Genomic DNA, 26,989 nt, shown 5'->3' with positions numbered 1-26,989 from the left:
ATGCGGGCGCCCGGGGCACGCTCGCGCCGACTCAGGCGTTGGAGAGGATAGACGCATCGTCGAGCAGTTCCATCAGGGGAGGGCGCACATGACGCAGACGGGATTCGAGAAGACGCCGGCGCGGGACCGCAGGAGGTTCCCCGGCATCTCCTCGCGTGCGTACGAGCATCCGGCGGACCGCTCCGCCCTGGTGGCGCTGCGCAAGCTGAGCGGCTTCGACACGGTCTTCAAGGCCCTCAGCGGCCTGCTCCCCGAGCGGAGCCTGCGCCTGCTGTTCCTGTCGGACTCGGTGCGGGTGGGCGAGACGCAGTTCCCGCACCTGCACGCCATGCTCCGCGACGCCTGCTACATCCTGGACCTGGAGAAGGTCCCGCAGATGTACGTCCAGCAGGATCCCCGGCCCAATGCCATGTGCATCGGGCTGGACGAGCCGATCATCGTGGTGACCACCAGCCTCGTCGAGCTGCTCGACGAGGAGGAGATGCGGGCGGTGGTCGGCCACGAGGTGGGCCACGCGCTGTCGGGGCACTCCGTCTACCGCACGATCCTGCTGTTCCTGACGAACCTGGCGCTGAAGGTCGCCTGGATCCCGCTGGGCAACGTGGCGGTGATGACGCTCGTGACCGCGCTGCGGGAGTGGTTCCGCAAGTCGGAGCTGTCGGCCGACCGGGCCGGGCTGCTGGTGGGGCAGGACGTGACGGCCTCGATGCGCGGCCTGATGAAGCTGGCGGGCGGCAACCACCTCCACGAGATGAACGTGGACGCCTTCCTGGAGCAGGCCGACGAGTACGAGAAGGGCGGCGACCTGCGCGATTCCGTGCTGAAGATCCTCAACATGCTGCCGCGCACGCACCCCTTCACCACGGTCCGGGCGGCCGAGCTGAAGAAGTGGTCGGAGAGCCGGGACTTCCAGCGGATCATGGACGGCCACTACCCGCGGCGCGACGAGGACAAGGACGCCTCGGTGTCGGACTCCTTCCGGGAGTCGGCCGCCCACTACGCCGATTCGGTGCGCACCAGCAAGGACCCGCTGTTCAAGCTGGTGGGTGACATCGCGGGCGGAGCGGCGGACATGGGCGGCAGGCTGCGGGACAAGTTCACCGGTGCCGGCGCCGGAGGCGGCTCGGCCACGGGCACCGGCACGGGCCGCGAGGGCAAGGGCGGGGCTACGGAGCAGGGCTGACCGGGGCGCCGGGAGTCGCCGCGGGGGCCAGTACGCCGCACAGCCCGGCCGTGCGCCTCGGGTCGCCGCTGGCGTACGGGTCGCTCGCGGCCGGTCCCACGGTGGTGGGGCCGGCCCCGGCCAGCAGCGGGCGGAAGCCTCCGGCAGGGTCGGCGGAGCAGTCCTGCGGCCCGGCCATCACGTAGGCCGAGGCCAGCTCCAGCCGCCGGACGCTCAGGTCGTCCCGGTCGAAGCGCAGCCGCAGCTCGCGCCGCACGGTGAAGAGCGACGCGCCGTCGGCCGCGGCAGGGGCTCCGGTGGCCGGCCGTACGGCGTACACGAAGGTGTGATCGGTGGTGATCTCCAGTACGTCCCGGCCCACCTCCTCGTAGGCCAGGGTGCCGCTGACCCTGACCCGGGGGTCGGCCACGACGGCGGTGTCCGGGTCGAAGCGGACCAGCCAGCCGGTGGCCGCGTGCCGGCCGTCGCCGGAGGGCGAGGTCATGCTGCGGTCGAACTGCTCCAGCTGATCGGGGTCGAGCAGCACGCGCACGGGCCGGGTGGCGGTCCCGGCCAGCACGTCGGGGTCCAGCGAGGACTGCACCAGGTAGTCCTTGGCGATGGACAGCGCGGTGACGACCTGGACGTCGGTGAAGTGCTGCGTGCGCCGCACCCCGGGCAGGCTGATCCCGGCCGCCCCGACGCGGTAGTCGGCGGCGGGGCTCTTCGCGAACAGCTCGGGCGGCAGGCCGCCGGGCACGGCGGTGGTGGGCGCGAGCGGGACCACGGTGCTGGCGAGCGGCTGGGCGGGCCCCCCGGGCGGGGGCACGTAGGGGTTGCGCAGGCCCATGTAGACGGCGACGGCGAAGGCCGTGGCGATGAGCAGCACGAGCAGCATGCCCTGCCGCGCGCCGCGCCCGGGCGTGCTGGTCCGGGGCGCGGAGCCCGACCAGATGGACCGGCTGCGGACGGCCCGGGCGTGCTCGCCCATGCGTTCCTCGGCGGAGTACTCCTGGAGCCGGGCAGCACGGACGAAGTCCTCGTCGAACACCACCGATCGGTATTCGTCTCGGTACTCCTCCGGCCGGAACTCGTCATCGCCCCCGCCGGTGCCGTCGGGGGTACCGTTCGGTGGGTCTCCTGGCACGGCCATCGCTTCTCCCCGCTGTCCCCGCTTCAGAGAAGCCCCCAGCTCCGGCGAACGCGAGTGGGGTCGTACCTTCAGGGTTGGCGTACTGAGGGGTACGTAAACGCGCCGACGCCGGTGACTTCGCGCCTGGGGGTGCTGGCGGGCGCCGGAGCGGGGTCCGCTTCGCCCGCGGCACTGCGGTAGACGGCGCTGAAGGCGAGCGCCACCATGCCGAGGCCCATCACGAAGGCGAGCACCCAGGCGACCGGCCGCAGCCACGGGGCGCGGCCCCGGTAGGGGCGCAGGCTGCCGCCGTAGGCGCCGTACGGCCCGTCGGGGTGGCCGTGGCCCCGCTCGCGGTCGCCGCCGTGGTCCCAGCCGTAGTCGTCGCCGTCGTACCCGTCGGGGTGGCCGTAGCCGTAGCCGTCGTGGTCGTGGTCGGCCGTCCATCCGCCCGGGACGGCGCGGGCGGCTTCGGCCTCCGCGCGTGCCCGGTCGGCCGCCCGCTGGCGCTCCGCGGCGCTCGGTTCGTGGATCTCGGCGTTCCGGACGAAGTCCTCGTCGAACACCACGGAGGCGAAGTCCTCTTCCGCGCCTCCGCGGTCGTCTGCATCGTCTTCGGGGGTCCCGTCGTCCGGGAACGGCTTGCCCCCCACGTCGTCCGGCACGGCAACAGAGTAGACCTGGGGGGAGCCTTTGGGCAGGGTGTCCGCCGAATTCCGGCCACCCCCGGTGGGTGATTCGACTACCGGACGTGACCGTCGCCGGTGACGATGTACTTGGTGGAGGTGAGCTCCGGAAGCCCCATCGGGCCGCGGGCGTGCAGCTTCTGCGTGGAGATGCCGATCTCGGCGCCGAAGCCGAACTGACCACCGTCGGTGAACCGGGTGGACGCATTCACGGCGACGGTGGTGGAGTCGACCAGCTGGGTGAAGCGGCGCGCGGCGGCCTGCGAGGTGGTGACGATCGCCTCGGTGTGCCCGGAGGTCCAGCGGCGGATGTGGGTGACGGCGTCGTCGAGGGAGTCCACGACCGCGGCGGCGATGTCGTAGGAGAGGTACTCGGCGGCCCAGTCCTCGTCCGTGGCGGGCAGCGCGGTGGCCTTGGTGCCCTCGGCGGCGGCCAGGACGGCCTCGTCGCCGTGGACGGTGACGCCGGCCTCGGCGAGCGCGTCGAGGGCGCGCGGCAGGAAGGCGTCGGCGATGTCACGGTGGACGAGGAGGGTCTCGGCGGCGTTGCAGACGGAGGGCCGCTGGGCCTTGGAGTTGAGGAGGATGTCCACGGCCATGCCGAGGTCGGCCTGGGCGTCGACGTAGACGTGGCAGTTGCCGGTACCGGTCTCGATGACCGGGACGGTGGACTCCTCGACCACGGTCTTGATGAGGGAGGCACCGCCGCGGGGGATGAGTACGTCGACGAGGCCGCGGGCGCGCATCAGCTCGCGGACGGAGTCGCGGGACTCTCCGGGGACGAGCTGGATCGCGTCGGCGGGCAGGCCGGCGCTCTCGACGGCGTCGCGGAGGATGGCGACGAGCGCGGTGTTGGAGGCGTAGGCGGAGGAGCTGCCGCGCAGCAGGACGGCGTTGCCGGACTTGAGGCAGAGGGCGGCGGCGTCCACGGTGACGTTGGGGCGGGCCTCGTAGATGATGCCGACGACGCCGAGGGGGACCCGGATCTGGCGGATGTCGATGCCGTTGGGGAGGGTGTTGCCGCGGACGACCTCGCCGACGGGGTCGGGGAGGGCGGCGACGTCGCGGACGTCGGAGGCGATGGCGGCGACGCGCTCACGGGTCAGGGTGAGGCGGTCGATGACGGTCTCGCTGGTGCCGGCGGCGCGGGCCTTGTCCGTGTCCACGGCGTTGGCCGTGATGATCTCGGCGGTACGGGCCTCCAGCGCGTCGGCGATCGCCAGCAGGGCCGCGTCCTTGGCGGACCGCGGGAGTGGGGCGATGGCCGCGGCGGCGGTCCGGGCGCGGTGCGCCGTGGCGAGGACGGGGGAGGCGGCGGGGGCCGTGGCGGTGGCGTCGTCGAGCGAGGTCATGCGGCCAGGGTAAGCCCCTGCCGGTAGCCGGCCGACGGGGCTTCCATCCCGCGAGACGGCCCCTGCGGGACGCCGCTGCGCGGGCCCTTCTCCCCGCCTCGCCCTTGCGCCGTTTCCCGGGCTCTGCCCGGACCCGCGCCTCACCCGCCGACCGGGCTGTCAGTACGGGTGGACGCCCACCGGGTGGGCCGGGGGCGGGCCGTAGCCCTCCGCGACGCGCAGGTGGTAGGTGGCGCGGTCGATGACCTCCAGGCCGACGATCTCCCAGGGCGGCAGTTGCGCCGAGGACCGGTGCTCGCCCCACAGGCGCAGGGCGACGGCCGCGGCGTCGTGCAGGTCGCGGGCCTCCTCCCAGTACCGGATCTCCGCGTGGTCGTCGGCGTACCGGCTGGTGAGCAGGAACGGGTGGTCGTGTGCCAGTTGTTCCAGTCCCCGCCTCACCTCGGACAGCGGGGCCGGTTTGCCGGAGACGCTCAGGGTCACGTGCCACAGGCGCGAGGCCTGGTCCTGCTCCTGCTCGTGCCCGCCGCCGTCACCGTCCCCCGTACCGACGCTGGTCAGCGCTCGTCTCACCAGCCGCCTCCTGTCTCCGCTACGCGTGTCCGCCTGCTCCGCCCCTCACAGTTGACCAGTCCCCGGGCGGCCGCGCTGCGGTTTTGCCGAACCTCAGCCCTGGAGCAGGACCAGATCGTCACGGTGGACGACCTCCCGCTCGTACGCGGGTCCGAGTTCCCGTGCGAGCTCGCGAGTGGAGCGGCCGAGGAGCTGCGGGAGTTCCTTGGCGTCGAAGTTGACCAGACCCCGGGCGACGGCGCGGCCGTCCGCCGCCCGCAGCTCCACCGGGTCGCCCGCGACGAAGTCGCCCTCGACCGCCGCGATCCCGGCGGGCAGCAGCGAACTGCCCCGCTCGGTGACCGCGCGGACGGCGCCGTCGTCCAGGACGAGGTGGCCCTGCGGGGTGGAGGCGTGCTGGAGCCAGAGGAGCCGGTCCGCGCTGCGGCGTCCGGTGGCGTGGAAGTACGTGCCGGTCCCCCGCCCGGCCAGGGCGTCGGCCGCCTGGCTCGCGGAGGTGAGCACCACCGGGATGCCGGCGGCCGCGGCGATCCGAGCCGCCTCGACCTTGGTGACCATGCCGCCGGTGCCCACGCCCGCCTTGCCGGCGCTGCCGATGGTGACGTGCGCGATGTCCTCCGGTCCGCGGACCTCGTCGATGCGGGTGGTGCCGGGCTGGGAGGGGTCGCCGTCGTAGAGGCCGTCGACGTCGGAGAGGAGGACGAGGAGGTCCGCGCGGACGAGGTGGGCGACGAGGGCGGCGAGCCGGTCGTTGTCGCCGAAGCGGATCTCGTCCGTGGCGACGGTGTCGTTCTCGTTGACGACCGGGAGGGCGCCCATGGCCAGCAGCTGGTCCAGGGTCCGGTAGGCGTTGCGGTAGTGGGCGCGGCGGCTGGTGTCGTCGGTGGTGAGCAGCACCTGGCCGACGCGCAGCCCGTACCGGGCGAAGGAGGCGGTGTAGCGGGCGACGAGGAGGCCCTGCCCGACGCTGGCCGCGGCCTGCTGGCGGGCCAGGTCCTTGGGGCGGCGGCGCAGGCCGAGCGGGGAGAGCCCGGCGGCGATGGCTCCGCTGGAGACGAGGACGATCTCCTTCTCACCGCCGCTGCGGGCCTTGGCGAGGACGTCGACGAGCGCGTCCACCCGGTCGGCGTCGAGCCCGCCGGCCGCCGTGGTCAAGGAGGAGGAGCCGACCTTGACCACGATCCTGCGGGCGTCCACGACACCTTGCCTAGCCGCTGACACGTTGTTCCCCTTGCCCCTTGCCGTCACTGCCTGCCACCTCAATCTACGGGGTGGCCGAAGGGGGCCGCTCGGGGGTTTCAGACCGTGGACGAGGTCCTGGCCCGCTCCTGCCGCCCGCCCGGTCCGGCGGCCCGGCCGGCGCCGGGGACGAGGATCTTCCGGGAGAGCAGGAAGGTGAAGGGGATGGCCACGATCGCCGCGACCAGCGGGGCGATGCGGGTGTCCATCCCGGCCCACGTCACCAGGGCGTAGAGGCCGGCGGACTGGATGACGTAGTTCGTCACGTTGGTCAGGGGGAAGAGGAGGAACTTCTTCCAGGTCGGCCGGGTCCGGTAGGTGAAGTAGGTGTTCATGAAGAACGAGCCGACCATCGCCAGCACGAAGGCGAGCGAGTAGGCGGCGAAGTACGGCATCCAGGGGTGCAGGAGGAGGTAGATGCCGAAGAAGGTGCCGGTGTTGACCGCTCCCACCAGGGCGAAGCGGAACACCTGGCCGAGCTGTTCCCTGCGGGTCATCGGGCGCTGCGCTCCACGATCGTCGGCTCCGCCGCCGGGGTGGTGGTGCCCGCGGTCCTCGGGAGGGGTTCGGAGCCGTGCGACTCCTTCACCAGGAAGTGCGGCCGGCGCTTGGTCTCGTAGTAGATGCGACCGATGTACTCGCCGACGAGGCCCAGCATGATCAGCTGGACGCCGCCCAGGCCCGTGATGATGGCCACGAGGGTGACGTAGCCCGGGGAGTCCACTCCGTTGGTGATCGCCGTGATCGTGATCCACAGCGCGTACAGGCCGGTCAGCGCCACCAGCGACACGCCGAACCAGATACCGATCCGCAGCGGCCTGTTGTTGAAGGAGATCAGGCCGTCCATGCCGTAGTTCAGCAGGGAGCCGAACTTCCACTTGGTCTCGCCGGCCTCGCGCTGCGCGTTGCGGTAGTCGAAGTGGACGGTGTCGAAGCCGATCCAGGAGAACAGGCCCTTGGAGAAGCGGTTGTACTCCGGCAGCGACAGCAGGGCGTCCACGGCCGGGCGCGACAGCATCCGGAAGTCGCCGACGCCGTCGGTGAGCTCCACGTCGACCCAGCGGTTGACGCCCCGGTAGTAGAGGCGGCTGAGGGCGGAGCGGACCTTCTTGTCCCCCTCGCGCGTGCGGCGGGCGATGATCTGGTCGTGGCCCTGGCGGTAGTGCTCCAGCATGGTCGCGATGAGCTCCGGCGGGTGCTGGAGGTCTGCGTCCATGATCACGACGGCGTCGCCGGTGGCCTCGCGCAGGCCGGCCAGCATGCCGGCCTCCTTGCCGAAGTTGCGGCTGAAGGAGACGTAGCGGGTCCGTTCACCGTGCTCGGCAGCGATCTTCCGGAGCTTGCCGAGGGTGCCGTCGCGGCTGCCGTCGTCGACGTAGCAGACCTCGTACTCGACGGGCAGGGAGTCCAGGACCCTGCGGATCTCGACGTCGAAGCTGTCGATGACGGCTTCTTCGTTGTAGCAAGGGACAACTACGGACAGCTTGGTCATGAACACTTCCTGCTGGATCCGAACGGGTGATTGTCGGCGACCGGACCCGCCTCTCACCTCTTCCTTAGAAGTATGCACGGCGAGGGTCCACCGAGAGTCGCCCTGCCTGAGCCGAGGGCGGCACACGGTAGCTTTGACGGGATAAGCGGAATGAGCGGAACGAAACGAAGGGATCGAGGTGCACGTGCCCGACGTCTCCGTGGTCGTCATCGTCTACAACGACGCAGAGCGTCTGTCGACAGCAGTCCAGTCGGTTCTCGACCAGACACTCCAGGGTGTCGAGGTCGTGATCGTCGACGACTGCAGCCAGGACCGCTCCTTCGCGGTCGCCCAGGAACTCGAGTCAGCGCATCCGGGGAGGGTGCGCGCCTTCCAGCTGCCGCAGAACAGCGGCGGCTGCGGTGCGCCGCGCAACCACGGCATCCAGCAGGCCACGGGAACGTACGTGATGTTCCTCGACAGCGACGACGTGCTGGAGCGCAACGCGTGCCGGAACATGCTGGCCGCCGCCGAGCGGACCGGCTCCGACCTGGTCTCGGGCATGTGCGTACGCGTGCACCTCGACAACCGGTGGGGCAAGACCACCGAGTGGTACCCCTGGATCTACTCGCGCACGCGCACGCTGGAGTCGATCACCGAGTTCCCGGACCTGCTGGTCTACGACACCCTCTCCACGAACAAGTGCTACCGGCGCGCGTTCCTGCTGGAGCAGGGCCTGGAGTTCCCGGTCGGCATCCACTACGAGGACCTGCTCTTCTCCGCGCAGGCGTACGTGGCGGCCCGGCGCATCACGCTGATCCCCAACCACGTGTACTTCTGGAACGTGGTCGAGAAGGCCGCGGCCAAGTCGATCAGCAACCGGCGCCACGAGATCGCCAACTTCGTGCACCGGATGGAGATCCACCGGCGCGTCGACGAGCTGCTGGCGGCCAAGGGCCACACGGACATCAAGTCCGCGAAGGACGCCAAGTTCCTCAAGCACGACCTGGTCCTGCACCTGCGTGACCTGCCGCTGCTGAGCGACGAGTACCGCCAGGAGTTCGCGGGCCTCGCCAACGGCTACCTCGCCGGCATCGACCCGGAGGCGTACGAGCACGTCACGCACCTCCAGGCGATCTGTGCGTACCTGCTGGGCAAGGAGGACTGGGACAACCTGCTCCCGGCCGCCGACGCCATGATCAACAAGGGTCGGCTGACCTCCCCGCTGGCCGAGCGCGACGGCCGCGTCTACTGGTGCGCCCAGCACATCGACGGCTCCGACGCCGCCGAGGCCCGCCGGATACTGGACGTCACCGAGCAGGGCTTCCACACCACCCCCCTGTCGTCCCTCACCCTGGGCAACCGCCTCACCTCCTACGAGGACGACGGCCGCGGCACCGTCACGCTCTCCGGCACCGTCGTGAACCCGCTGCGCCGCATCGACGCCGACGCGGAGCTGAAGGCCACGCTGGAGCTCCGGGCCCGCCGGCAGGTCGGCGTGCGGTCCTTCAGCTTCCCGGTGGCAACCGTGCGCCACGCCGGTGACACGATCGAGTGGAGCACCACGGCGGACATCGGCGGCACCGTGCGCCCCTTGGGCATCATCGACGCCGTCTGGGACGTCCGCCTCAAGCTGACCGCCGGGGGCGAGCGGATCACCACCCGCGTCTCGGTCGGCGGCCTCGACCTGGACTCGGCCGCCCGGCTGCGCGTCCGGCCGCGGCTGACCCGTCTGGTCTCCGACCGCTTCGCCGCGGAGATGACCAAGAAGGGCAACCTCTCCTACGTCCTGACCGCCGAGGGCGCCGCGGCCGTCCGCACCCAGTCGCTGATCAACAACGCCATACAGGGCAAGGCGGCCGGCGTGGTCAAGCGGGGCCTGCGCAAGGCCCTGCGGGCCCGCCGGAACATGGGCTCGGGCGAGCAGAAGGTACGGATCTACCACGAGGTCTTCTCGAAGCTGCCGGTCAAGAAGGGCACGGTCGTCTTCGAGAGCCACATGGGCAAGCAGTACAGCGACAGCCCGAAGGCCATCTACGAGGAGATGGTCCGCCAGGGCGCGCCCTTCGAGGCGATCTGGTCGTACGCGGGCTCCCGGCCGACCGGCTTCCCGAAGGAGGCCACCCTGGTCAAGCGGTGGAGCTGGCAGTACCTGCGCGCCCTGGCCCAGGCCGAGTACTGGGTCGACAACCAGGGCTTCCCGCTGGCCCTGGCCAAGCGCCCCGGCACCACCTACATCCAGACCTGGCACGGCTCCGCGCTCAAGCGGATGGGCTTCCACGAGCCGCGCACCAAGGCGCAGGGGCGGGCCGGGCAGGCCCGCTTCCAGGCGGCCGTCGACCGCTTCGACCACTTCCTGATCCGCTCCGAGCACGACGCCCGCACCCTCGCGAAGGGCTTCCGGCTGCGCGACGAGGTCCTGCTGCGCACGGGTTACCCGCGCAACGACGCCCTCGTCGAGGCGCACCGGGCCGAGACGGCCAGCGGCGAGCGCGTCCGCGGCGCCCTCGCCGCCGAACTGGGCATCGACCCGGACAAGAAGGTGCTGCTGTACGCGCCGACCTTCCGGGCGGGCGCGGACGGCGCGGTGGAGGGCTTCGCCTTCCCGTTCGACGTGGAGGAGTTCGCGGACCGGCTCGGCGACCGCTTCACGCTGCTCGTGCGGACCCACTACCTCAACAGCGTCTCGCTGCCGCCGTCGGTGGCCGGGCGGGTCGTCGACGTGTCCCGGCACCACGACATCACCCCGCTGCTGGCCCTCGCCGACGGACTGATCACCGACTACTCGTCGGTGATGTTCGACTACGCGGTCCTGGACCGGCCGATGGTGTTCTTCGCGTACGACTACGAGAAGTACGCCACCGACATCCGCGGCACGTACTTCGACCTGAAGGAGAAGGCCCCGGGCCCGGTGGTGGCCACCGCGGACGAACTCCTGCAGGCACTGGCGGCCTTCGAGGAGGCGGACGCCAAGTACGCGGAGGCGCGGCAGCGCTTCCTCACCGAGTTCGGCGAGTACGACCGCGGGGACGCGGCCCGCCAGATCGTCGAGAAGTTCTTCACCGGGAGCGGCAAGTGAGCCGGGACATCTTCATCGTCTCCAACAGCGTCGACGAGATCGGCGGCGTGACCACCTGGTCGCACCAGATGGCCCGGCTGTTCACCGAACGCGGCCACCGGGTGCACCTCGTCGGCATCGCCCCCGTCGCCGAGGAGATCCGGCAGAGGCTGCCGCAGGACCTGCCGTACGAGACCACCACGCTCTACGACGCCCACCCGCCGGCGGCCCGCCGGCTGCGCGGCATCAAGGGCCGGCTGAACGCCCCCGAGCGGCGCCGTCAGGCGGCCCGGCGGGCGCAGATGCGGCTCAAGGCCGACCGGCTGAGCGAGCTGCTGCGCGGGGCCCGGCCGGGCGGGGTCGTCATCGTCACCCAGGTCTGGGCGATGGAGTGGGTGGCCCTCGCCGACACCAAGGGGCTGTCCGTCGTCGGCATGAGCCACGAGTCGTTCGAGGCCAGCCAGAAGTCGACCCGCGGCGAGCGGGTCCGCCGGCACTACCGGGAGGTCGACCGGCTGCTGGTGCTGACCCCCGAGGACGCGGACCTGTGGATCCGGACGGGCATGGAGAACGTCGGCAGCATGCCGAACCCGATCCCCTTCATGCCCGGCACCCCCGCCCCGCGCACCTCCAAGGTCGTGGCCAGCGTCGGCCGCCTCGCCTTCGAGAAGGGCGTCGACCTGCTGCTCGACGCGTGGGCGGACGCCGCGCCGCTCCACCCGGACTGGGTCCTGCGGATCTACGGTGCGGGCGCGGAGGAGGCGGCGCTGCGGGCGCACTGCACCGGCCTGGGCATCGACGACTCCGTCGAGTGGATGGGCAGCACCGACGACGTGCTGGGGGCGCTGCGCGGGGCCTCGGTCTTCGCCCAGGCCTCGCGGGCCGAGGGCTTCCCGATCACGCTGCTGGAGGCGATGGCGGCGGGCGTGCCGGTGGCCGCCTTCGACTGCGCGCCGGGCGTGCGGGAGATCGTCGAGCACGGCGAGGACGGGCTGCTGGCCCGGCTGGGCAACACGATGGAGCTCGCCGGGCACCTGCACGAGCTGATGTCCGACGGCGAGCTGCGCGACCGGCTCGGCGACAACGCCTTCCGCTCGGTGAAGCGCTACTCCAGCGCCGAGATCACCGACCGCTGGGAGGAGCTGTTCTCCTTCCTGGAGCGCTGACGGCCCTCCCCCGCACCGGACAAGACGCGGCCGCCCGCCCCGGACCTTCCCGGGGCGGGCGGCCGCGTCATGCGACCCGAGGGGTCGTCGGGCCTCAGGCCTTGTGGACGTCGCGGTGCGCGTCCTGGCGGGCCACCTTGTTGGCCTCCCAGCCCGCCCACGCGGAGGTGACCATCTCGCTGACGTCGTGACGGGCCGCCCAGCCCAGCACCGTGTTGATCTTGTCTGCGGAGGCCACGACCTTCGCCGGGTCGCCGGGCCGGCGCGGGCTGATCTCCGGGGCGAGGTCGTGCCCGGTGCCCTTGTTCAGCAGCTCGACCATCTCGGCGACCGAAACGCCCTCGCCGCGCCCGATGTTGACGGTCAGGTCCTTGTAGTCCTCGGCCGCGGCCCACTCGGCCAGCTTGCGGGCGGCCGCCACGTGCGCCTCCGCCAGGTCCTCGACGTGGATGTAGTCGCGGATGCAGGTGCCGTCCGGCGTCGGGTAGTCGTCACCGAAGATCTTGGCGCCCAGGCCGGCGTCGTAGCGCTCGAACACCATCGGGACCAGGTTGAAGACGCCGGTGTCCGCGAGCTCGGGGGTCGCGGCGCCCGCCACGTTGAAGTAGCGCAGGCACGCGGTGGAGATGCCGTGCGCCCTGCCCGCGGCGCGCACCAGCCACTCACCGGCCAGCTTGGTCTCGCCGTACGGGCTCAGCGGCGCGCACGGGGTGTCCTCCGTGACCAGGTCCACGTCGGGCATGCCGTACACGGACGCGGAGGAGGAGAAGAGGAAGTTGCGCACGCCCGCGTCGGCCACGGCCTGGAGCAGGACCGTGAGGCCCTGCACGTTCTCGTGGTAGTAGTACAGCGGCTTCTCGACGGACTCGCCGACCTGCTTCTTGCCCGCCAGGTGCACCACGCCCGTGATCTTGTGCTCGCGGAGGGTCTTCTCCAGCACCAGCCGGTCCAGGACCGAGCCGACCACCAGCGGTACGCCCTCCGGGACACGGTCCTCGTTGCCCGTGGAGAGGTCGTCGAGGACGACGACCTTCTCCCCCGCGAGCAGCATCGCGCGGACGACGTGCGCGCCGATGTAACCGGCGCCACCGGTGATCAGAAACGTCATGTGCATATCTCCTTGGTCCTGTCCGACTTCGGTGGGCGAAGCGCAGCGGGGCGCATCCGTTCTCAGCCCGCCCCCCGGGCCGCCCGGGCCCGGTGGAGGCGGTTGCGTACGAGGTAGAGGGCACCCTCGGCGCCGGGCGCGAGGCGCAGCGCGAGGGCGCCGGCCCCCGTCCGGTAGGGCTGCGCCAGCAGAACACCGTACCGGCTGCTCGGCAGGGCCCGACGGCGGAGCAGCCGGCCCCGGGGGCGCAGGGAGGTGAACACCGAGCTCCCGTCGGCACACTGCACGCCCACCCCGACGTTCCAGGCCTGCATCCTGCGCAGTCCCTGGCGGCGGCCGGTGACGGCCAGGTCAGCGAGGCGGAAGGGCAGTACCGCCAGCCAGCCTCCGCTCCGGTCGGGCTGCAGCTCGACCGGGCGCGCGAGGACCGGCTCGCCGCCCGCACGCGGCATGAAGCTCAGCCGTGCGGTCTGCGGACCGGCCTCGGCGAGGCGTCCGTAGAGGTCGTGCACGCGGATCCGCACGGCGCCGCGGCCGGCCGGTTCGGCGTCGACGGTGACGGGCAGCTCGTCGACCGGCAGCGTGGTCAGGCCGTCGAGCTCGACGGGGAGCTCCTCGCTCCACACCGGCTCGCCGGAGGGTCCGACGGCGTACGGGGGCAGCAGCCGCGGCGGCTGCGCGGCCAGCCGGGACAGCCGCTCGATGTCGGCGGGCGGGGTCGCGGTGGCGCGCAGCACCCGCACGATCCAGCGGGCGGTGGCCGCGGCGGCCTCGACGTCCGCCTCCGCGAAGGTGTCGACGTACTCGCGGGTGAGGGTCCACCAGGCCGCCCGGTAGTCGGGGTCCGCACCGATCTCGCGCAGGTACATGGGCAGGTCGTATGCGAGGAACTTCACGTGGCAGGCGCTGCCGAGTACCGGGGAGGCCGCGGCCAGGGTACGGGCCGCCGTGCGGTGGGCCTCGATGCGCGAGCGCCAGTTCCCGACGTCCTTGCGGTCCAGGGAGATCGACACCTGGGCGGCGCTGCGGCGCACGTGCCACACGTAGACGAGCTCGCCGGTGACGGCGATGCGCGGGGCGGCGGCGAGGACGCGGGCCGTGAAGGCGAAGTCCTCGTAGACGAACCGGCCGTCGGGGAAGCGCAGGCCGTGCTCCTCCAGGAAGGCGCGCTCGTAGAGCTTGTTGACGCAAAGGGTGTCGCGGACGAGCTCGGGCCGGTCCTCCGGGCGCTCGATGACGTCGCCGGGGGTGTACAGACCGGGCATCCACGGCACGTCGTGGTGCTGGGGCAGCTCGCGCCGCACGGCCGCGCCGACGGTCACCGGCGCGCGGTGCTCCTCCGCGGTGCGCACCAGGGCGTCCGCCGCGCCCGGTGGCAGGATGTCGTCGCTGTCGAGGAAGAGCACGTACCGGCCGGAGGCCACGGCGATCCCGTCGTTGCGCGGGGTTCCGCACCCGCCGCTGTTCTCCGTCCGGTGCACGACCTTGAGGCGGGGGTGGACGGAGGCCAGTTCGTCCAGCACCCGCGCGGTGCCGTCGGACGAGGCGTCGTTCACCGCGATGACCTCGGCGACCACCGGGCCCTGGGCGAGGGCCGAGGAGACGGCCTCGCCCACGAGCCCGGCGTCGTTGTACGCGATCACCACGACGGAAACGGTGGGGAGGTTGCTGCTGTTCACCCGGAGGATCCTAGGCGACCGAGATAAAAGTGCCTTCAAACCCTCCGGGTCCCTTTCCCTCGGGAGTGGACTAGAACGGCCGGAATTCGTCGTACTCCTGCTGCGCCGAGTCCCCGCGCCGGGCTTCCTTCTCCTTGCGGCGCTGGGTGGCCGGACGCGGCGCCTCCATGCGGTGGTCCTCACCGCGGCGGCCCAGCATCTCGGCTCCGGCCATCATGGTCGGCTCCCAGTCGAAGACGACCGCGTTCTCGTCGGAACCGATGGCGACGCCGTCACCGGCGCGCGCACCGGCCTTCTTGAGCGCGTCCTCGACACCGAGGCGGTTGAGGCGGTCGGCCAGGTAGCCGACGGCCTCGTCGTTGTTGAAGTCGGTCTGGCGGACCCAGCGCTCCGGCTTCTCGCCGCGCACCACGTACACGTCCTCGGCCTCGTCGTAGGCGACGGTGAACCCGGCGTCGTCCACGGCCTTCGGGCGGATGACGATGCGGGTCGCCTCCTCCTTCGGCTTGCGGGCGCGGGCCTTGGCGATGACCTCGGCGAGGAAGTAGGAGAGCTCCTTCAGGCCCGTACGGGCGACCGCGGAGACCTCGAAGACCTTGTAGCCGCGGGCCTCCAGGTCGGGGCGCACCATGTCGGCGAGTTCCTGGCCGTCCGGGATGTCGACCTTGTTCAGGACGACGAGGCGCGGGCGCTTCTCCAGGCCGCCGCCGTAGAGCTTCAGCTCCTCCTCGATGACGTCGAGGTCGGCGATCGGGTCGCGGTCGGTCTCCAGGGTGGCCGTGTCCAGGACGTGCACGAGCACCGAGCAGCGCTCGACGTGGCGCAGGAACTCCAGGCCCAGGCCGCGGCCCTGGCTGGCGCCGGGGATCAGGCCGGGGACGTCGGCGATCGTGTAGACGGTCGAGCCCGCGGTGACGACGCCCAGGTTCGGGACGAGGGTGGTGAAGGGGTAGTCCGCGATCTTCGGCTTGGCGGAGGAGAGCACCGAGATCAGCGAGGACTTGCCGGCGCTCGGGAAGCCGACCAGCGCCACGTCGGCGACGGTCTTGAGCTCCAGGACGATGTCGCTGGTGGTGCCGGGGACGCCGAGGAGCGCGAAGCCGGGGGCCTTGCGGCGGGCGGAGGCGAGCGCGGCGTTGCCGAGGCCGCCGCGGCCGCCCTCGGCGGCCACGTAGGTGGTGCCCTGGCCGACGAGGTCGGCGAGGACGTTGCCCTGCTTGTCGAGGACGACGGTGCCGTCGGGCACGGGCAGGACCAGGTCCTGGCCGTCCTTGCCGGAGCGGTTGCCGCCCTCGCCGGGCTTGCCGTTGGTGGCCTTGCGGTGGGGGCTGTGGTGGTAGTCCAGCAGGGTGGTGATCGCCTGCTCCACCACCAGGATGACGTCGCCGCCGCGGCCGCCGTTGCCGCCGTCGGGGCCGCCGAGCGGCTTGAACTTCTCCCGGTGCACGGAGGCGCAGCCGTGGCCTCCGTTACCCGCGGCGACGTGCAGCTCGACGCGGTCCACGAAGGTGGTCATGGTTGTTCCTCCAGATACAGCGGGGATAGTCCGGAAAGATCCGGTGGCAGGCCTTGCTGCCCATTAAACGTGTCTATGTGACAACGCGCCGAGGGCGGACCTCTCTTCCCGGCCTGAGCCGGGAAGAGCTGAGATCCGCCCTCGGGAAGTTACGAACGCTCGATCAGCCGAAGCTGGATCAGGCGGCCGGAACGATGTTGACGACCTTGCGGCCACGGTGCGTGCCGAACTGCACGGCACCGGCCTGCAGCGCGAACAGCGTGTCGTCGCCACCACGACCGACACCCGAGCCCGGGTGGAAGTGGGTGCCGCGCTGGCGGACGAGGATCTCGCCGGCGGAGACGACCTGACCGCCGAAGCGCTTCACGCCGAGCCGCTGGGCATTGGAGTCGCGCCCGTTCCGGGTGGACGATGCGCCCTTCTTGTGTGCCATGTCTCAGTCCCTCTTACTTCGCAGCCGCGGGGATACCGGTGACCTTGATCGCCGTGTACTGCTGGCGGTGACCCTGGCGACGGCGGTAGCCGGTCTTGTTCTTGTAGCGCAGGATGTCGATCTTGGCGCCCTTGTGGTGGTCCACGACCTCGGCCGTGACCTTGATACCGGCCAGGACCCACGGGTCGCTGGTCACGGCGTCGCCGTCGACAACGAGCAGGGTCGAGAGCTCGACCGTGTCGCCAACCTTGGCAGTGGAAATCTTGTCAACCTCAACGATGTCGCCGACAGCAACCTTGTGCTGGCGACCACCGCTGCGCACGATGGCGTACACGCGGATCTCTCTCTCACTCGGGACGGATGCTCCTGAAGCCAGCCGCTCAGGCGGGCCGGGGCCCACGCTGATCCGGATTGGACGAGCGGCCTCTCCCGCACAGCGCTCGCGCGCCGGAAGCCGGAGGAAGGTGCTCAGGAGCTCGACGCGCGCTGAACGGATTCGTACAGGACACGCCGACGGTCTAGGTTACGGGGCCGGTTCCGGAGGGTCAAACCGGGTCCCGCACGGCCGTGGGCCCCGCCGAGCGGCGGGGCCCACGGTCACGTGACGGATCAGGCTTCGGCCGGAGCCGAGACGGTCGGGGCGGCCTGCTGCTCCGCCGCCGCGGTCTTCTTCGTCGCCCGCTTCGTCGCGGTCTTCTTCGTCGTGGCCGCCTTCTTGGCCACCGTCTTCTTGGCGGCCGCCGCCTTCTTGGCCGGGGCCTTCTTCGCCGCGGTCGCCTTCTTGGCCGGAGCCTTCTTGGCGGCCTTCTTCGCCGGTGCGGCCTCATCGGCGGGAGCGGACTCCTCGGCCGGGACGGCTTCCTCGGCCGGGGCGGCCGACTCGGTCACCGGGGCCTCGACGACCACCACGGCGGCCTCCGCCGCGCCCGCCGGGGAACCGGCCGGTGCGGTGGCCTTACGGGTGGCACGGCGGCGCGGACGGGCCGGCGCGGCCTCCGCCACCGGAGCCTCCTCGGCCGCGGCGACCGGCTCGGACTCGACGACCGGCTCCGGGGCCTCGACGACGACCGGCTCGGGGGCCGGGGCCGGCTCCGGCTCGGCCACGACGACCGGCTCCGGGGCCTGCTCGGCGGCGACCGTCGGCGCGGTGGCCTTACGGGTCGCACGGCGCCGGGTACGGCCCTTCGGCGCGGCCTCCTCGACCGGGGCGACGGGGGTGGCCTCGACCGACTCCGCGGCCTCCACGGCCTCGGTGACGACCTCGGTGGCCGGCTCCAGGACGGTGTCGGCGGGCTCGGTCACCGGCTCGGCGACGACCTCGGCCACGGGGGCCGGGGCCGGAGCGGCCTCGCGCCGCGGGGCACCCGCCGGAGCGGTCGCCTTGCGGGTGGCACGGCGACGGTTGCGGCGCCCGCTCAGACCCGCGGCGGCCTCCGCCTCGGCGGCGGAGCCGTACAGCTCCTCGCCCGCGGCGAACTCCGGCTCGGGCAGCGCCTTGGGCGCCGCGACCTCGGCGGCGACCTCGGCCTCGGACTCGAAGGTCTCCGCCTCCGGGGTCTCGACGGTCTCGACCTCGTGCTCGTGCTGGTCGAACTCGCCACGGCCGCCACGGCGCTTGGAGCGCTTGCCGTTGCCACCGCCGCCGATCGCGGCCGGGGACTCCATGTGGACGATGACGCCGCGGCCGTTGCAGTGGACACAGGTCTCGGAGAAGGACTCCAGCAGACCCTGGCCGACCCGCTTGCGGGTCATCTGGACCAGGCCCAGCGAGGTGACCTCGGCGACCTGGTGCTTCGTGCGGTCACGGCCCAGGCACTCCAGCATGCGCCGCAGGACCAGGTCGCGGTTGGACTCCAGGACCATGTCGATGAAGTCGATGACCACGATGCCGCCGAGGTCGCGCAGCCGCAGCTGGCGGACGATCTCCTCGGCCGCCTCCAGGTTGTTCCTGGTGACGGTCTCCTCGAGGTTGCCGCCCTGACCGGTGAACTTGCCGGTGTTGACGTCGATGACGATCATCGCCTCGGTCTTGTCGATCACAAGCGAACCGCCCGAGGGCAGCCACACCTTGCGGTCGAGCGCCTTGGCGAGCTGCTCGTCGATCCGGTACGTCGCGAAGACGTCGACCTCGGAGGTCCAGCGCTGCAGCCGGTCGGCCAGGTCCGGGGCGACGTGCGAGACGTAGCCGTGGATGGTCTCCCAGGCGCCCTCGCCGCTGACGATGACCTTCGAGAAGTCCTCGTTGAAGATGTCGCGCACGACGCGGACGGTCATGTCCGGCTCGCCGTACAGCAGGGACGGCGAAGACGTCGTGATCTGCTTCGACTTCTTCTGGATGTCCTCCCACTGGGCCTGCAGACGCTCGACGTCGCGGCGCAGCTCGTCCTCGCTCGCGCCCTCGGCGGCGGTGCGCACGATGACGCCCGCGTCCTCGGGGACGATCTTCTTGAGGATGGTCTTCAGACGCGCGCGCTCGGTGTCGGGCAGCTTGCGGCTGATGCCGGTCATGGACCCCTCGGGCACGTAGACCAGGTAGCGGCCGGGCAGCGAGACCTGGCTGGTCAGGCGGGCGCCCTTGTGGCCGATCGGGTCCTTGGTGACCTGCACCAGGACCGACTGGCCGGACTTCAGGGCGGACTCGATGCGGCGCGGCCCGTTGGCCATGCCGAGCGCCTCGAAGTTGACCTCACCGGCGTACAGGACGGCGTTGCGGCCCTTGCCGATGTCGATGAACGCGGCCTCCATCGACGGCAGCACGTTCTGGACCTTGCCCAGGTAGACGTTGCCGACGTACGAGGTGGCCTCTTCCTTGTTGACGTAGTGCTCGACGAGCACGTTGTCCTCGAGGACGCCGATCTGGGTGCGCTCGCCGGACTGGCGGACGACCATCACGCGCTCGACGGCCTCACGGCGGGCCAGGAACTCGGCCTCGGTGATGATCGGGACGCGGCGGCGGCCCTGCTCGCGGCCCTCGCGGCGGCGCTGCTTCTTCGCCTCCAGACGGGTCGAGCCCTTGATGGACTGGACCTCGTCGGACGGCTCGGCCTTCTCGCGCGCCGGGCGCGGCTCGCGGACCTTGACGACGGTGCGCACACCGTCCTCGTCGCCGGTGTCGGCGGCGTCGGTACCGGTGTCGCCGCTGCGGCGACGGCGACGGCGACGACGGCGGCTGGAGGTGGAACCGAGGGCTTCCTCTTCGGTCTCCTCCTCCTCTTCCTCGTCGGACTCCTGCTCGGCGGCCTCGGGCTCGGTCTCCTCCTCGGCGGACTCGTCGAGGTCGGCGGCCTCACCGCGACGGCGGCGACGGCCACCGCGGCGGCGGCGGCGCGAGGGGCGCTCGCCCGACTCGTCGCCGTCCTCGAAGTCGGCGGCCTCGGCGGACTCGTCCTCGGACTCGGCGGCCGCGGCCTCCGGCTCCTCCTCGGCGAGCACCTCGGGCAGCGAGACCGGCGCGGTCTCCGCGGCGCCACGGCCACGGCGACGGCGGCGGCCGGTGGGCTGCGCGGCCTCGACGGGCGCGGCGGCCTCGGTCTCCTCTTCCTCCTCGACCTCCTCGGCCTCGCTCGCGGCGGCGGCAGCGGCGGCCATGGCGGCGGTCTCGGGGGTCTGGAACATCGGCTCGGTGAAGACCGGTGCCTGGAAGACGGCCACGGCGGGGCGGACCGCGCGGCGGGCGCGGGCCGGGGCGGCGGGCGCCTCGGCGGCCTCGGGCTCGGCGGCAGCGGCGGGCTGCTGCGCGGCGGCGGGCGCGGTGGTGGAACGGGTGGCGCGGCGGCGGCCGCGCTTCGGGGCGTCCACGGCGTCGGCCACGGTCACGGCGCGGGCGGCGGCCTTGGGGGCCTCCTCCGCGACGGCGGGAACGGGCTCGGCGACCGTCTCGGCGGCCGGGGTCTCGACGGCCGGGGCGGCGACGGCGCGGGTGGCACGACGGCGGGTACGCGGAGCCGGAGCGGCCGGGGCCTCCTCGACGACCGGCGCGGGAGCGGCCTCGGCAACGGCCGGAGCCTCCACGACCGGAACCTCGGCAGCAGCCTCAGCGGCCGGAGCGGCCACCGCACGGGTGGCACGACGGCGGGTACGCGGAGCCGGAGCGGCCGGGGCCTCCTCGACGACCGGCGCGGGAGCGGCCTCGGCAACGGCCGGAGCCTCCACGACCGGAACCTCGGCAGCAGCCTCAGCGGCCGGAGCGGCCACCGCACGGGTGGCACGACGGCGGGTACGCGGAGCCGGAGCGGCCGGGGCCTCCTCGACGACCGGCGCGGGAGCGGCCTCGGCAACGGCCGGAGCCTCGGCGGCGGGGGTCTCGACGACGGCCTCGACGGCCTGGGTCTTCGGAGCGGCGACGGCGCGGGTCGCGCGGCGGCGGGGACGGGCGGGGGCGGCGGCCGGAGCGGCCTCCTCGGCGGGGGCGGGCTCGGCCACCGCAGTCACCTCGGCGGCCGCGGTCGCGGCGCCGCCGGGCGGACCGGCCGGCCGGGACGCGGCGCGGCGACGCCTGCGCGGGGGCAGGTTGTCGCTGGGGCTGCCGCTGTCGGCGCCGGCGGGGGTGGTGTCGTTTTCGTTGTTGAGCATTGCGGGCGGTTCTCCCGTCACGCTCCCGGGCGCCGCGGCTGACTTCCGGTCCGGCACGGCTCCGCGCGATGACGCGGGGCCGGCCTCCGGGGCGCGTTCGCCACACGGGAGCTGTAGTCCATGGCCGCCGGTTCCGTACGTGTTGGTCCGTACGGCCTGGCGGAAGTCTTCAGGTCTGTACGCGGCCCGACCCAGGTGGCTCCCGAGTGCCAGGGCTGCGCGACGACGACGGTCCTTACGCGGCGGGACCTTCCGGCGCCTTCGCGTCGGCGGTCACGGCGACCGTGGGTGGGGCGGCCGTGTCTGCCTCGCGGTCGGGCGCGAGCGGGTCGGTCACCGTGCCGGACTCCTCGTCGAAGAGCCCCTGCGCCAGCCTGGTCACCGCAGAGGGGACCGGCGGCGCCAGGTCGGCCACAGCTCGGAGACCGGACAGGACGTCGTCGGGTCGCACGGCAGGTGTCAGATGCCGAACAACCAGCCGCAGTATCGCACAAGCATTGTCCAGCGGCCTATCAGCCGGCGCGGGAAGCGCTTCGAGGCTGACGACCGCGCCGCGGGTGTCGAAGGTCCGCACGCCGTTCTTGGTCTTGCGCTGCACCTCGACGGTCTCGGCGGCGAGGAAGACCTCCACCGCCCGCTCGGCCTCGGCGAGGTCCACGCCGTCGAGTCGCAGCTCCCACACGGAGGCGGTCAGCCGGTCCGCGAGCCCGGAGGTGCGGGCCTCGACGGCATCGATGATGTCGAGGCCGGACGGCATGGACTCGTCGAGCAGTTTGCGGAGGGTCTCGGGGTCGCGGGGGGCCGCGAGACCGATCTCCAGGTACTCGGCCTCGCTGCCGGTCCCGGTCGGGGCGGCGTTCGCGTAGCTGACGCGCGGGTGCGGGGTGAAGCCGGCCGAGTACGCCATCGGCACCTCGGCACGGCGCAGGGCCCGCTCGAAAGCGCGCTGGAAGTCGCGGTGGCTGGTGAACCGGAGGCGGCCGCGCTTGGTGTAGCGCAGTCGGATGCGCTGCACCACCGGTGCGGGAGGCGGGCCTTCGGGCTGTCGCTTGCCCAGTGGTTCTTCTCCTTGTGCGGGGCTCCGCGGCTCGCGCTTCGCCCTGAGGTCTGTCGACCCGCTCCGGCTCACCCCTGCCGTCGGGGCAGGGAGATCTCGTCTGCGGGTGCCGCGTCGGCGGCTGTCGTACTACCCAGAGTACGCGCCCGTGACCTCGTCGGTTCCACGGGAGGAGTCCCGAAGAGCGCACGGCGCACGGTCGCCCGTGCCTCGCGGACGGCTGCGCGGGCGGTCCGCCACACCTCGCGCACGGCGTGTCCGGCCGGGGTGAGGACGTGCCGGTAGACCTGCGCGGCGGGCCATCCGACCAGCACCCAGCAGACCCGCTTGAACCCGCGCCACACGGCGGAGACGATCAGCCCGGCCACGTGCCAGGCCCAGGCGAGGACCTTCCCGAGCGGGGTGAGGACGTACCGGTACAGGGCGGCGGCCAGCCATGCCGCACCGAGCCCGACGGGCCGCAGCAGGTACCGGTACACGGCGACGACGAGCCGTGCGAGACCCAGCCCGACCGGCCGCAGCAGGTACCGGAACACGGCCACCGCGAGCCACAGGAGCCCGTGCCCGACGGGGGTGAGGACGTGGCGGTACGCCGCCGCGGCCAGCCATGCGGTCCCGCGGCCGACGGGCGCGAGCACGTACCGCCACAGCGCGACCCACGGCCAGACGAACAGCGTCATGCCGAGCGCCCACCCGATCCGGGTCACGCCCTTGGCGAGGGGCGCCAGCAGGTAGCGCATGCCGCCCCGGCCGATCCAGGCCAGCGCCGCCCCGAGCGGACGCAGCAGGCAGGCAATCAGGAACTGCCCGGCCGGCGCGAGCAGGTGGTCGTACGTCCCGCGGCACAGCCACGCCAGTCCCTGCCCGACCGGGACGAGCACGTACCGCCACAGCCCGACCCACGGCCAGACGAGGAGCAGCTTGAGCAGGACGGTCAGCAGCCACCCCAGCGCACGCAGCAGGGGTTCGAGGACATGGGCGTACAGCGGCCCGAGGACGTGCCGGTGCACGGCGCGGGCCGCGGCGACCAGCAGTTCCCAGACCACTCGTACGGGCAGTACGACGAGTACGGCGACGATCTTCACGGGGATCCTGATGACGCCCACCAGGCACCCGTCACCGCCGTCGGCGGGAGGCCGTTTGTCCATGTCCATGCCGTGGAGGACACGAGGGAGGCCCCCGCCCGTTGCGGGCGGGGGCCTCTCGTGACCCAAGGGTTACGTGACCGGCGGGCCGGTTACTTCACGACCGACAGCGGCAGCAGCTTCTTGCCGGTGGGGCCGATCTGGATCTCGGTCTGCATCTGGGGACACACGCCGCAGTCGAAGCACGGGGTCCAGCGGCAGTCGTCGACCTCGGTCTCGTCGAGGGCGTCCTGCCAGTCCTCCCAGAGCCAGTCCTTGTCGAGACCGGAGTCCAGGTGGTCCCAGGGCAGGACCTCTTCGTAGGTGCGCTCGCGGGTGGTGTACCAGGCCACGTCCACTCCGTAGGCGGGCAGGGTCTTCTCCGCGGCCTGCATCCAGCGGTCGTAGCTGAAGTGCTCGCGCCAGCCGTCGAAGCGGCCGCCCGACTCGTAGACGGCGCGGATGACGTCGCCGATGCGGCGGTCGCCGCGGGAGAGGAGACCCTCGACGATGCCCGGCTTGCCGTCGTGGTAGCGGAAGCCGATGGAGCGGCCGTACTTCTTGTCGCCGCGGATCTTGTCGCGGAGCTTGCCCAGGCGGGCGTCCGTCTCCTCGGCCGACAGCTGCGGCGCCCACTGGAACGGGGTGTGCGGCTTGGGCACGAACCCGCCGATCGACACCGTGCAGCGGATGTCGTTCTGGCCGGAGACCTCGCGGCCCTTGGCGATGACGTTGACCGCCATGTCGCCGATCTGGAGCACGTCCTCGTCGGTCTCGGTGGGCAGGCCGCACATGAAGTACAGCTTCACCTGGCGCCAGCCGTTGCCGTAGGCGGTGGCGACGGTCCGGATGAGGTCCTCCTCCGAGACCATCTTGTTGATGACCTTGCGCATGCGTTCGGAGCCGCCCTCGGGGGCGAAGGTCAGGCCGGAGCGGCGACCGTTGCGGGTCAGCTCGTTGGCCAGGTCCACGTTGAAGGCGTCCACGCGGGTCGACGGCAGGGAGAGGCCCACCTTGTCGTCCGAGTAGCGGTCGGCGAGGCCCTTGGCGATGTCGGCGATCTCCGTGTGGTCCGCCGAGGAGAGCGAGAGGAGACCGACCTCTTCGAAGCCCGTGGCCTTGAGGCCCTTCTCCACCATCTCGCCGATGCCGGTGATGCTTCGCTCCCGCACGGGGCGCGTGATCATGCCGGCCTGGCAGAAACGGCAGCCGCGGGTGCACCCGCGGAAGATCTCCACGGACATGCGCTCGTGGACGGTCTCCGCGAGCGGGACCAGGGGCTGCTTGGGGTACGGCCACTCGTCGAGGTCCATGACGGTGTGCTTGGACACGCGCCACGGCACGCCGGAGCGGTTCGGGACGACGCGGCCGATGCGGCCGTCCGGGAGGTACTCCACGTCGTAGAAGCCGGGCACGTAGACGTTGCCCGTCTTGGCGAGGCGCAGCAGGACCTCTTCGCGCCCGCCCGGCCTGCCCTCGGCCTTCCAGGCGCGGATGATGTCGGTCATGTCGAGGACGGCCTGCTCGCCGTCGCCGATGACCGCGCAGTCGATGAACTCCGCGATCGGCTCGGGGTTGAAGGCCGCGTGGCCGCCCGCGAGGACGATCGGGTGGTCGACGGTGCGGTTGCGGGCCTCCAGCGGGATGCCGGCGAGGTCCAGCGCCGTGAGCATGTTGGTGTAGCCCAGCTCCGTGGAGAAGGACAGGCCGAACACGTCGAAGGCGGAGACCGGGCGGTGGCTGTCCACGGTGAACTGCGGCACGTCGTGCTCGCGCATCAGCTCTTCGAGGTCGGGCCACACGCTGTAGGTGCGCTCGGCGAGGACGCCCTCGCGCTCGTTGAGCACCTCGTACAGGATCATGACGCCCTGGTTGGGCAGCCCGACTTCGTATGCGTCCGGGTACATGAGCGCCCAGCGGACGTCGCAGCTCTCCCACGGCTTGACCGTGGAGTTGAGTTCACCGCCGACGTACTGGATGGGCTTCTGCACGTGCGGAAGCAGGGCCTCAAGCTGAGGGAAGACCGACTCGGTCATCACGCGACTTTCGTGAAGCGGGCAGGGGGCAGCTATCTAGCGTACCCCGATGGCTCAGCCGCCCCCCACCGCGTGATCACTTCAGTGCCGTCCGCAGGGCGGGGGCCGAGGCCTTCGCCCAGACGTCGGGCAGTTCCCGTTCGCGCCGCTCGGCCAGGGCCTCCTCGCGGCCGTAGAGCAGACCCCAGGTGAAGGCGGGCTCGCCCGCCTCCGTCGCCTGGGCGGCGAGGCCACGCAGGGCGTCGCGCGCGACCACGCTGTCCTGGTGGTCGCCGAGCAGGGTCTGGACCTTCTTCACGGCCTTGGCCAGGTGTTTCGCCGGTTTGCCGAGCTGGGGCTCGGCCGACTCCGCGGCGTACCGGACGCGCTTGGCGGCCTTGCGGGCCTCGTGGAGGGCCAGGTCCCGTTCCCGGCCCTCGTCGAGGGCGAGCGCGCCGTCGATGCGGGTGGAGAGGCGGGCGTAGTCGCGGAGGACCGCCTTGGCGAGGACCTTCGCCGGGGACTTGGCGGCGCCGTCGAGCAGCGGGGGCGCGTCCAGCACGGCGTCGAGCGCGTCGAGGAGGGCGACGTAGCGGTCGCTGTCGAGTGCGGCCAGGGCCCGGCGCCGCGATGCGGAGCGCCGGCTGGTGTTCCAGGTCCGCAGCCGGCTGCGGACCGGACCGGTGAGGAGGGTGCGGGGCAGGGCGGCGAGGTGGTCCTGGAGCCGCTCCATGAGGACTTCCTGGTCGCGGTCGACGCCGAGTTCGGCGGCCAGCCAGCGCAGCTCCTCGCCGACGGGGTCGGTGACGTCGCGGTCCAGGACCTTGCGGTAGGTCTTCAAGGCGCTGCGCAGGCGGCGGGTGGCGACGCGCATCTGGTGGACGGAGTCCGGCAGGTCGCGTCGTACGGCCGGGTCCTGGGCGACGAGGGCGTCGCGCTGCTCGGTCAGGTACGCGACGACGTGCGCGCCGGCGGTGCCGTCGGGGCGCGCGCCGGCGGGCCGGGCGGGGGGCGCGGCGTCGGTCTCGGCGAGGGCCCTGGCGAGTTTGGAGGGGGCGTCGGACACCTTGAGGCCGGCTTTGCGGAAGGCCTTCTCGACGGCGTCGAGGAGGTCGGGGTCGACGCCGTCGGCGAGTTCCACCTCGACCTCGGTCCAGCCGGCGGTGGCGTCGCCGCGTTCGGCGACGACCTCGTCGGTGCTCAGTTCCGCGAGGAGCGCGCCGTCGGCGTCGAGGAGGTGGCTGACCCGGCGCGAGGAGACCAGCCGGACCTGCGGGCGGAGTGCGGCGTCGCGGACGCGGGAGCGGACGAGGGCGGCGAGGGCGGGCGGGACGGTGTCGCTGAGCGCGGCGCCGACCTCGTCGCGCACGCCCGGGGAGACGGGCAGTTTGAGGTGCCAGCCCTCGTCCTTGCCGCCCGTTCTGCGCCGGAGGGTGAGACCGTCGGCGGCGAGCCGCTGGTCGGGGGTGTCGTAGTAGACGGCGTCGAGGTCGACGGTGCCCTGGTCGGAGACGGCCGCGATGGCGGCCGTCCCCGTCAGGTCCGGCACCCCGCGCCGGGCAGTCTTGGCCTTGGAGAACTCGAATTTCCGCTCGATCTCGCGCTTTGTGTCCGCCATGTACCGAACTTAGTCCTGAACGGGACAC

At 72.2% G+C, this 26,989-nt stretch carries 20 protein-coding genes; 3 read left to right on the top strand and 17 right to left on the bottom strand.

All coding sequences use genetic code 11. The features are described from left to right. Positions 1 to 88: 88 nt before the first annotated feature. On the top strand, positions 89 to 1,183 hold the full coding sequence (locus tag AC2RP6_RS26180) for a M48 family metallopeptidase (protein ID WP_486448406.1): 1,095 nt from the start codon (positions 89 to 91) through the stop codon (positions 1,181 to 1,183). On the opposite strand, the gene AC2RP6_RS26175 is transcribed toward AC2RP6_RS26180, so the two are convergent. The 7 genes from AC2RP6_RS26175 to AC2RP6_RS26145 form a co-directional block, all read right to left on the bottom strand. Next, on the bottom strand, positions 1,167 to 2,315 hold the full coding sequence (locus AC2RP6_RS26175; RefSeq protein ID WP_486448405.1) for an SCO2583 family membrane protein: 1,149 nt from the start codon (positions 2,313 to 2,315) through the stop codon (positions 1,167 to 1,169). The two genes, AC2RP6_RS26180 and AC2RP6_RS26175, sit on opposite strands and share 17 nt — an antisense overlap. A 68-nt stretch (positions 2,316 to 2,383) precedes the next feature. Further along, entirely contained in the window at positions 2,384 to 2,959 is a 576-nt protein-coding gene (locus AC2RP6_RS26170) for an SCO2584 family spore wall biosynthesis protein (protein ID WP_486448404.1), read from the bottom strand. A 77-nt stretch (positions 2,960 to 3,036) separates the two neighbouring features. Beyond that, positions 3,037 to 4,332: a glutamate-5-semialdehyde dehydrogenase gene (locus tag AC2RP6_RS26165; protein ID WP_486448403.1), complete on the bottom strand. Its 1,296-nt coding sequence runs from the start codon at positions 4,330 to 4,332 to the stop codon at positions 3,037 to 3,039. A 159-nt stretch (positions 4,333 to 4,491) separates the two neighbouring features. After that, positions 4,492 to 4,893 carry a hypothetical protein gene (locus AC2RP6_RS26160; protein WP_486450452.1) on the bottom strand — a complete coding sequence of 134 codons (402 nt, stop codon included), beginning with the start codon at positions 4,891 to 4,893 and terminating at the stop codon, positions 4,492 to 4,494. Positions 4,894 to 4,998: 105 nt separating this feature from the next. Beyond that, positions 4,999 to 6,126 (bottom strand): glutamate 5-kinase, encoded by a 1,128-nt coding sequence (proB, locus tag AC2RP6_RS26155; protein WP_486448402.1) that lies wholly within the window; start codon positions 6,124 to 6,126, stop codon positions 4,999 to 5,001. 77 nt (positions 6,127 to 6,203) lie between these two features. Continuing rightward, a complete protein-coding gene (locus AC2RP6_RS26150) occupies positions 6,204 to 6,641 on the bottom strand; it encodes a GtrA family protein (RefSeq protein WP_486448401.1) in 438 nt (145 codons plus the stop codon). After that, positions 6,638 to 7,636: a glycosyltransferase family 2 protein gene (locus AC2RP6_RS26145; protein ID WP_486448400.1), complete on the bottom strand. Its 999-nt coding sequence runs from the start codon at positions 7,634 to 7,636 to the stop codon at positions 6,638 to 6,640. The genes AC2RP6_RS26150 and AC2RP6_RS26145 overlap by 4 nt, the downstream gene beginning before the upstream one ends. A 178-nt stretch (positions 7,637 to 7,814) precedes the next feature. Between AC2RP6_RS26145 and AC2RP6_RS26140 the strand changes: the two genes are divergently transcribed. Next, positions 7,815 to 10,694 carry a bifunctional glycosyltransferase/CDP-glycerol:glycerophosphate glycerophosphotransferase gene (locus AC2RP6_RS26140; protein WP_486448399.1) on the top strand — a complete coding sequence of 960 codons (2,880 nt, stop codon included), beginning with the start codon at positions 7,815 to 7,817 and terminating at the stop codon, positions 10,692 to 10,694. Next, positions 10,691 to 11,839 carry a glycosyltransferase gene (locus AC2RP6_RS26135; RefSeq protein ID WP_486448398.1) on the top strand — a complete coding sequence of 383 codons (1,149 nt, stop codon included), beginning with the start codon at positions 10,691 to 10,693 and terminating at the stop codon, positions 11,837 to 11,839. Before AC2RP6_RS26140 ends, AC2RP6_RS26135 begins: the two co-directional genes overlap by 4 nt. Before the next feature lie 94 nt (positions 11,840 to 11,933). Here the strand turns inward: AC2RP6_RS26135 and galE are convergent, their stop codons facing one another. The 10 genes from galE to AC2RP6_RS26085 all read right to left on the bottom strand — a co-directional run bounded on the left by galE (position 11,934) and on the right by AC2RP6_RS26085 (position 26,961). Beyond that, the gene (galE, locus tag AC2RP6_RS26130) at positions 11,934 to 12,947 is read right to left on the bottom strand and encodes a UDP-glucose 4-epimerase GalE (RefSeq protein WP_486448397.1); all 1,014 of its coding nucleotides are present in this window, start codon (positions 12,945 to 12,947) and stop codon (positions 11,934 to 11,936) included. A 62-nt stretch (positions 12,948 to 13,009) separates the two neighbouring features. Next, positions 13,010 to 14,626, bottom strand: coding sequence for a glycosyltransferase family 2 protein (locus AC2RP6_RS26125; RefSeq protein ID WP_486448396.1), 1,617 nt, complete (start codon positions 14,624 to 14,626; stop codon positions 13,010 to 13,012). A gap of 70 nt (positions 14,627 to 14,696) precedes the next feature. Continuing rightward, on the bottom strand, positions 14,697 to 16,142 hold the full coding sequence (gene obgE, locus AC2RP6_RS26120; RefSeq protein ID WP_486448395.1) for a GTPase ObgE: 1,446 nt from the start codon (positions 16,140 to 16,142) through the stop codon (positions 14,697 to 14,699). A 178-nt stretch (positions 16,143 to 16,320) separates the two neighbouring features. Then, positions 16,321 to 16,575, bottom strand: a complete 255-nt coding sequence (gene rpmA, locus AC2RP6_RS26115; RefSeq protein ID WP_030027134.1) for a 50S ribosomal protein L27 — start codon at positions 16,573 to 16,575, stop codon at positions 16,321 to 16,323. Between the two features lie 13 nt (positions 16,576 to 16,588). Beyond that, on the bottom strand, positions 16,589 to 16,909 hold the full coding sequence (gene rplU, locus AC2RP6_RS26110; RefSeq protein WP_015033583.1) for a 50S ribosomal protein L21: 321 nt from the start codon (positions 16,907 to 16,909) through the stop codon (positions 16,589 to 16,591). 275 nt (positions 16,910 to 17,184) lie between these two features. Beyond that, on the bottom strand, positions 17,185 to 21,147 hold the full coding sequence (locus AC2RP6_RS26105) for an Rne/Rng family ribonuclease (RefSeq protein ID WP_486448394.1): 3,963 nt from the start codon (positions 21,145 to 21,147) through the stop codon (positions 17,185 to 17,187). 235 nt (positions 21,148 to 21,382) lie between these two features. Continuing rightward, positions 21,383 to 22,162, bottom strand: a complete 780-nt coding sequence (locus AC2RP6_RS26100) for a TIGR03936 family radical SAM-associated protein (RefSeq protein ID WP_486450451.1) — start codon at positions 22,160 to 22,162, stop codon at positions 21,383 to 21,385. 110 nt (positions 22,163 to 22,272) lie between these two features. After that, the gene (locus tag AC2RP6_RS26095; protein ID WP_486448393.1) at positions 22,273 to 23,358 is read right to left on the bottom strand and encodes a hypothetical protein; all 1,086 of its coding nucleotides are present in this window, start codon (positions 23,356 to 23,358) and stop codon (positions 22,273 to 22,275) included. Positions 23,359 to 23,441: 83 nt separating this feature from the next. Continuing rightward, the gene (locus AC2RP6_RS26090; protein ID WP_486448392.1) at positions 23,442 to 25,367 is read right to left on the bottom strand and encodes a TIGR03960 family B12-binding radical SAM protein; all 1,926 of its coding nucleotides are present in this window, start codon (positions 25,365 to 25,367) and stop codon (positions 23,442 to 23,444) included. A gap of 73 nt (positions 25,368 to 25,440) precedes the next feature. Continuing rightward, positions 25,441 to 26,961 (bottom strand): CYTH and CHAD domain-containing protein, encoded by a 1,521-nt coding sequence (locus AC2RP6_RS26085; protein ID WP_486448391.1) that lies wholly within the window; start codon positions 26,959 to 26,961, stop codon positions 25,441 to 25,443. Positions 26,962 to 26,989 lie beyond the last annotated feature (28 nt).

Source organism: Streptomyces sp. WAC03905 (assembly GCF_057371075.1).
This window is presented reverse-complemented; position numbering and strand designations above follow the sequence as displayed.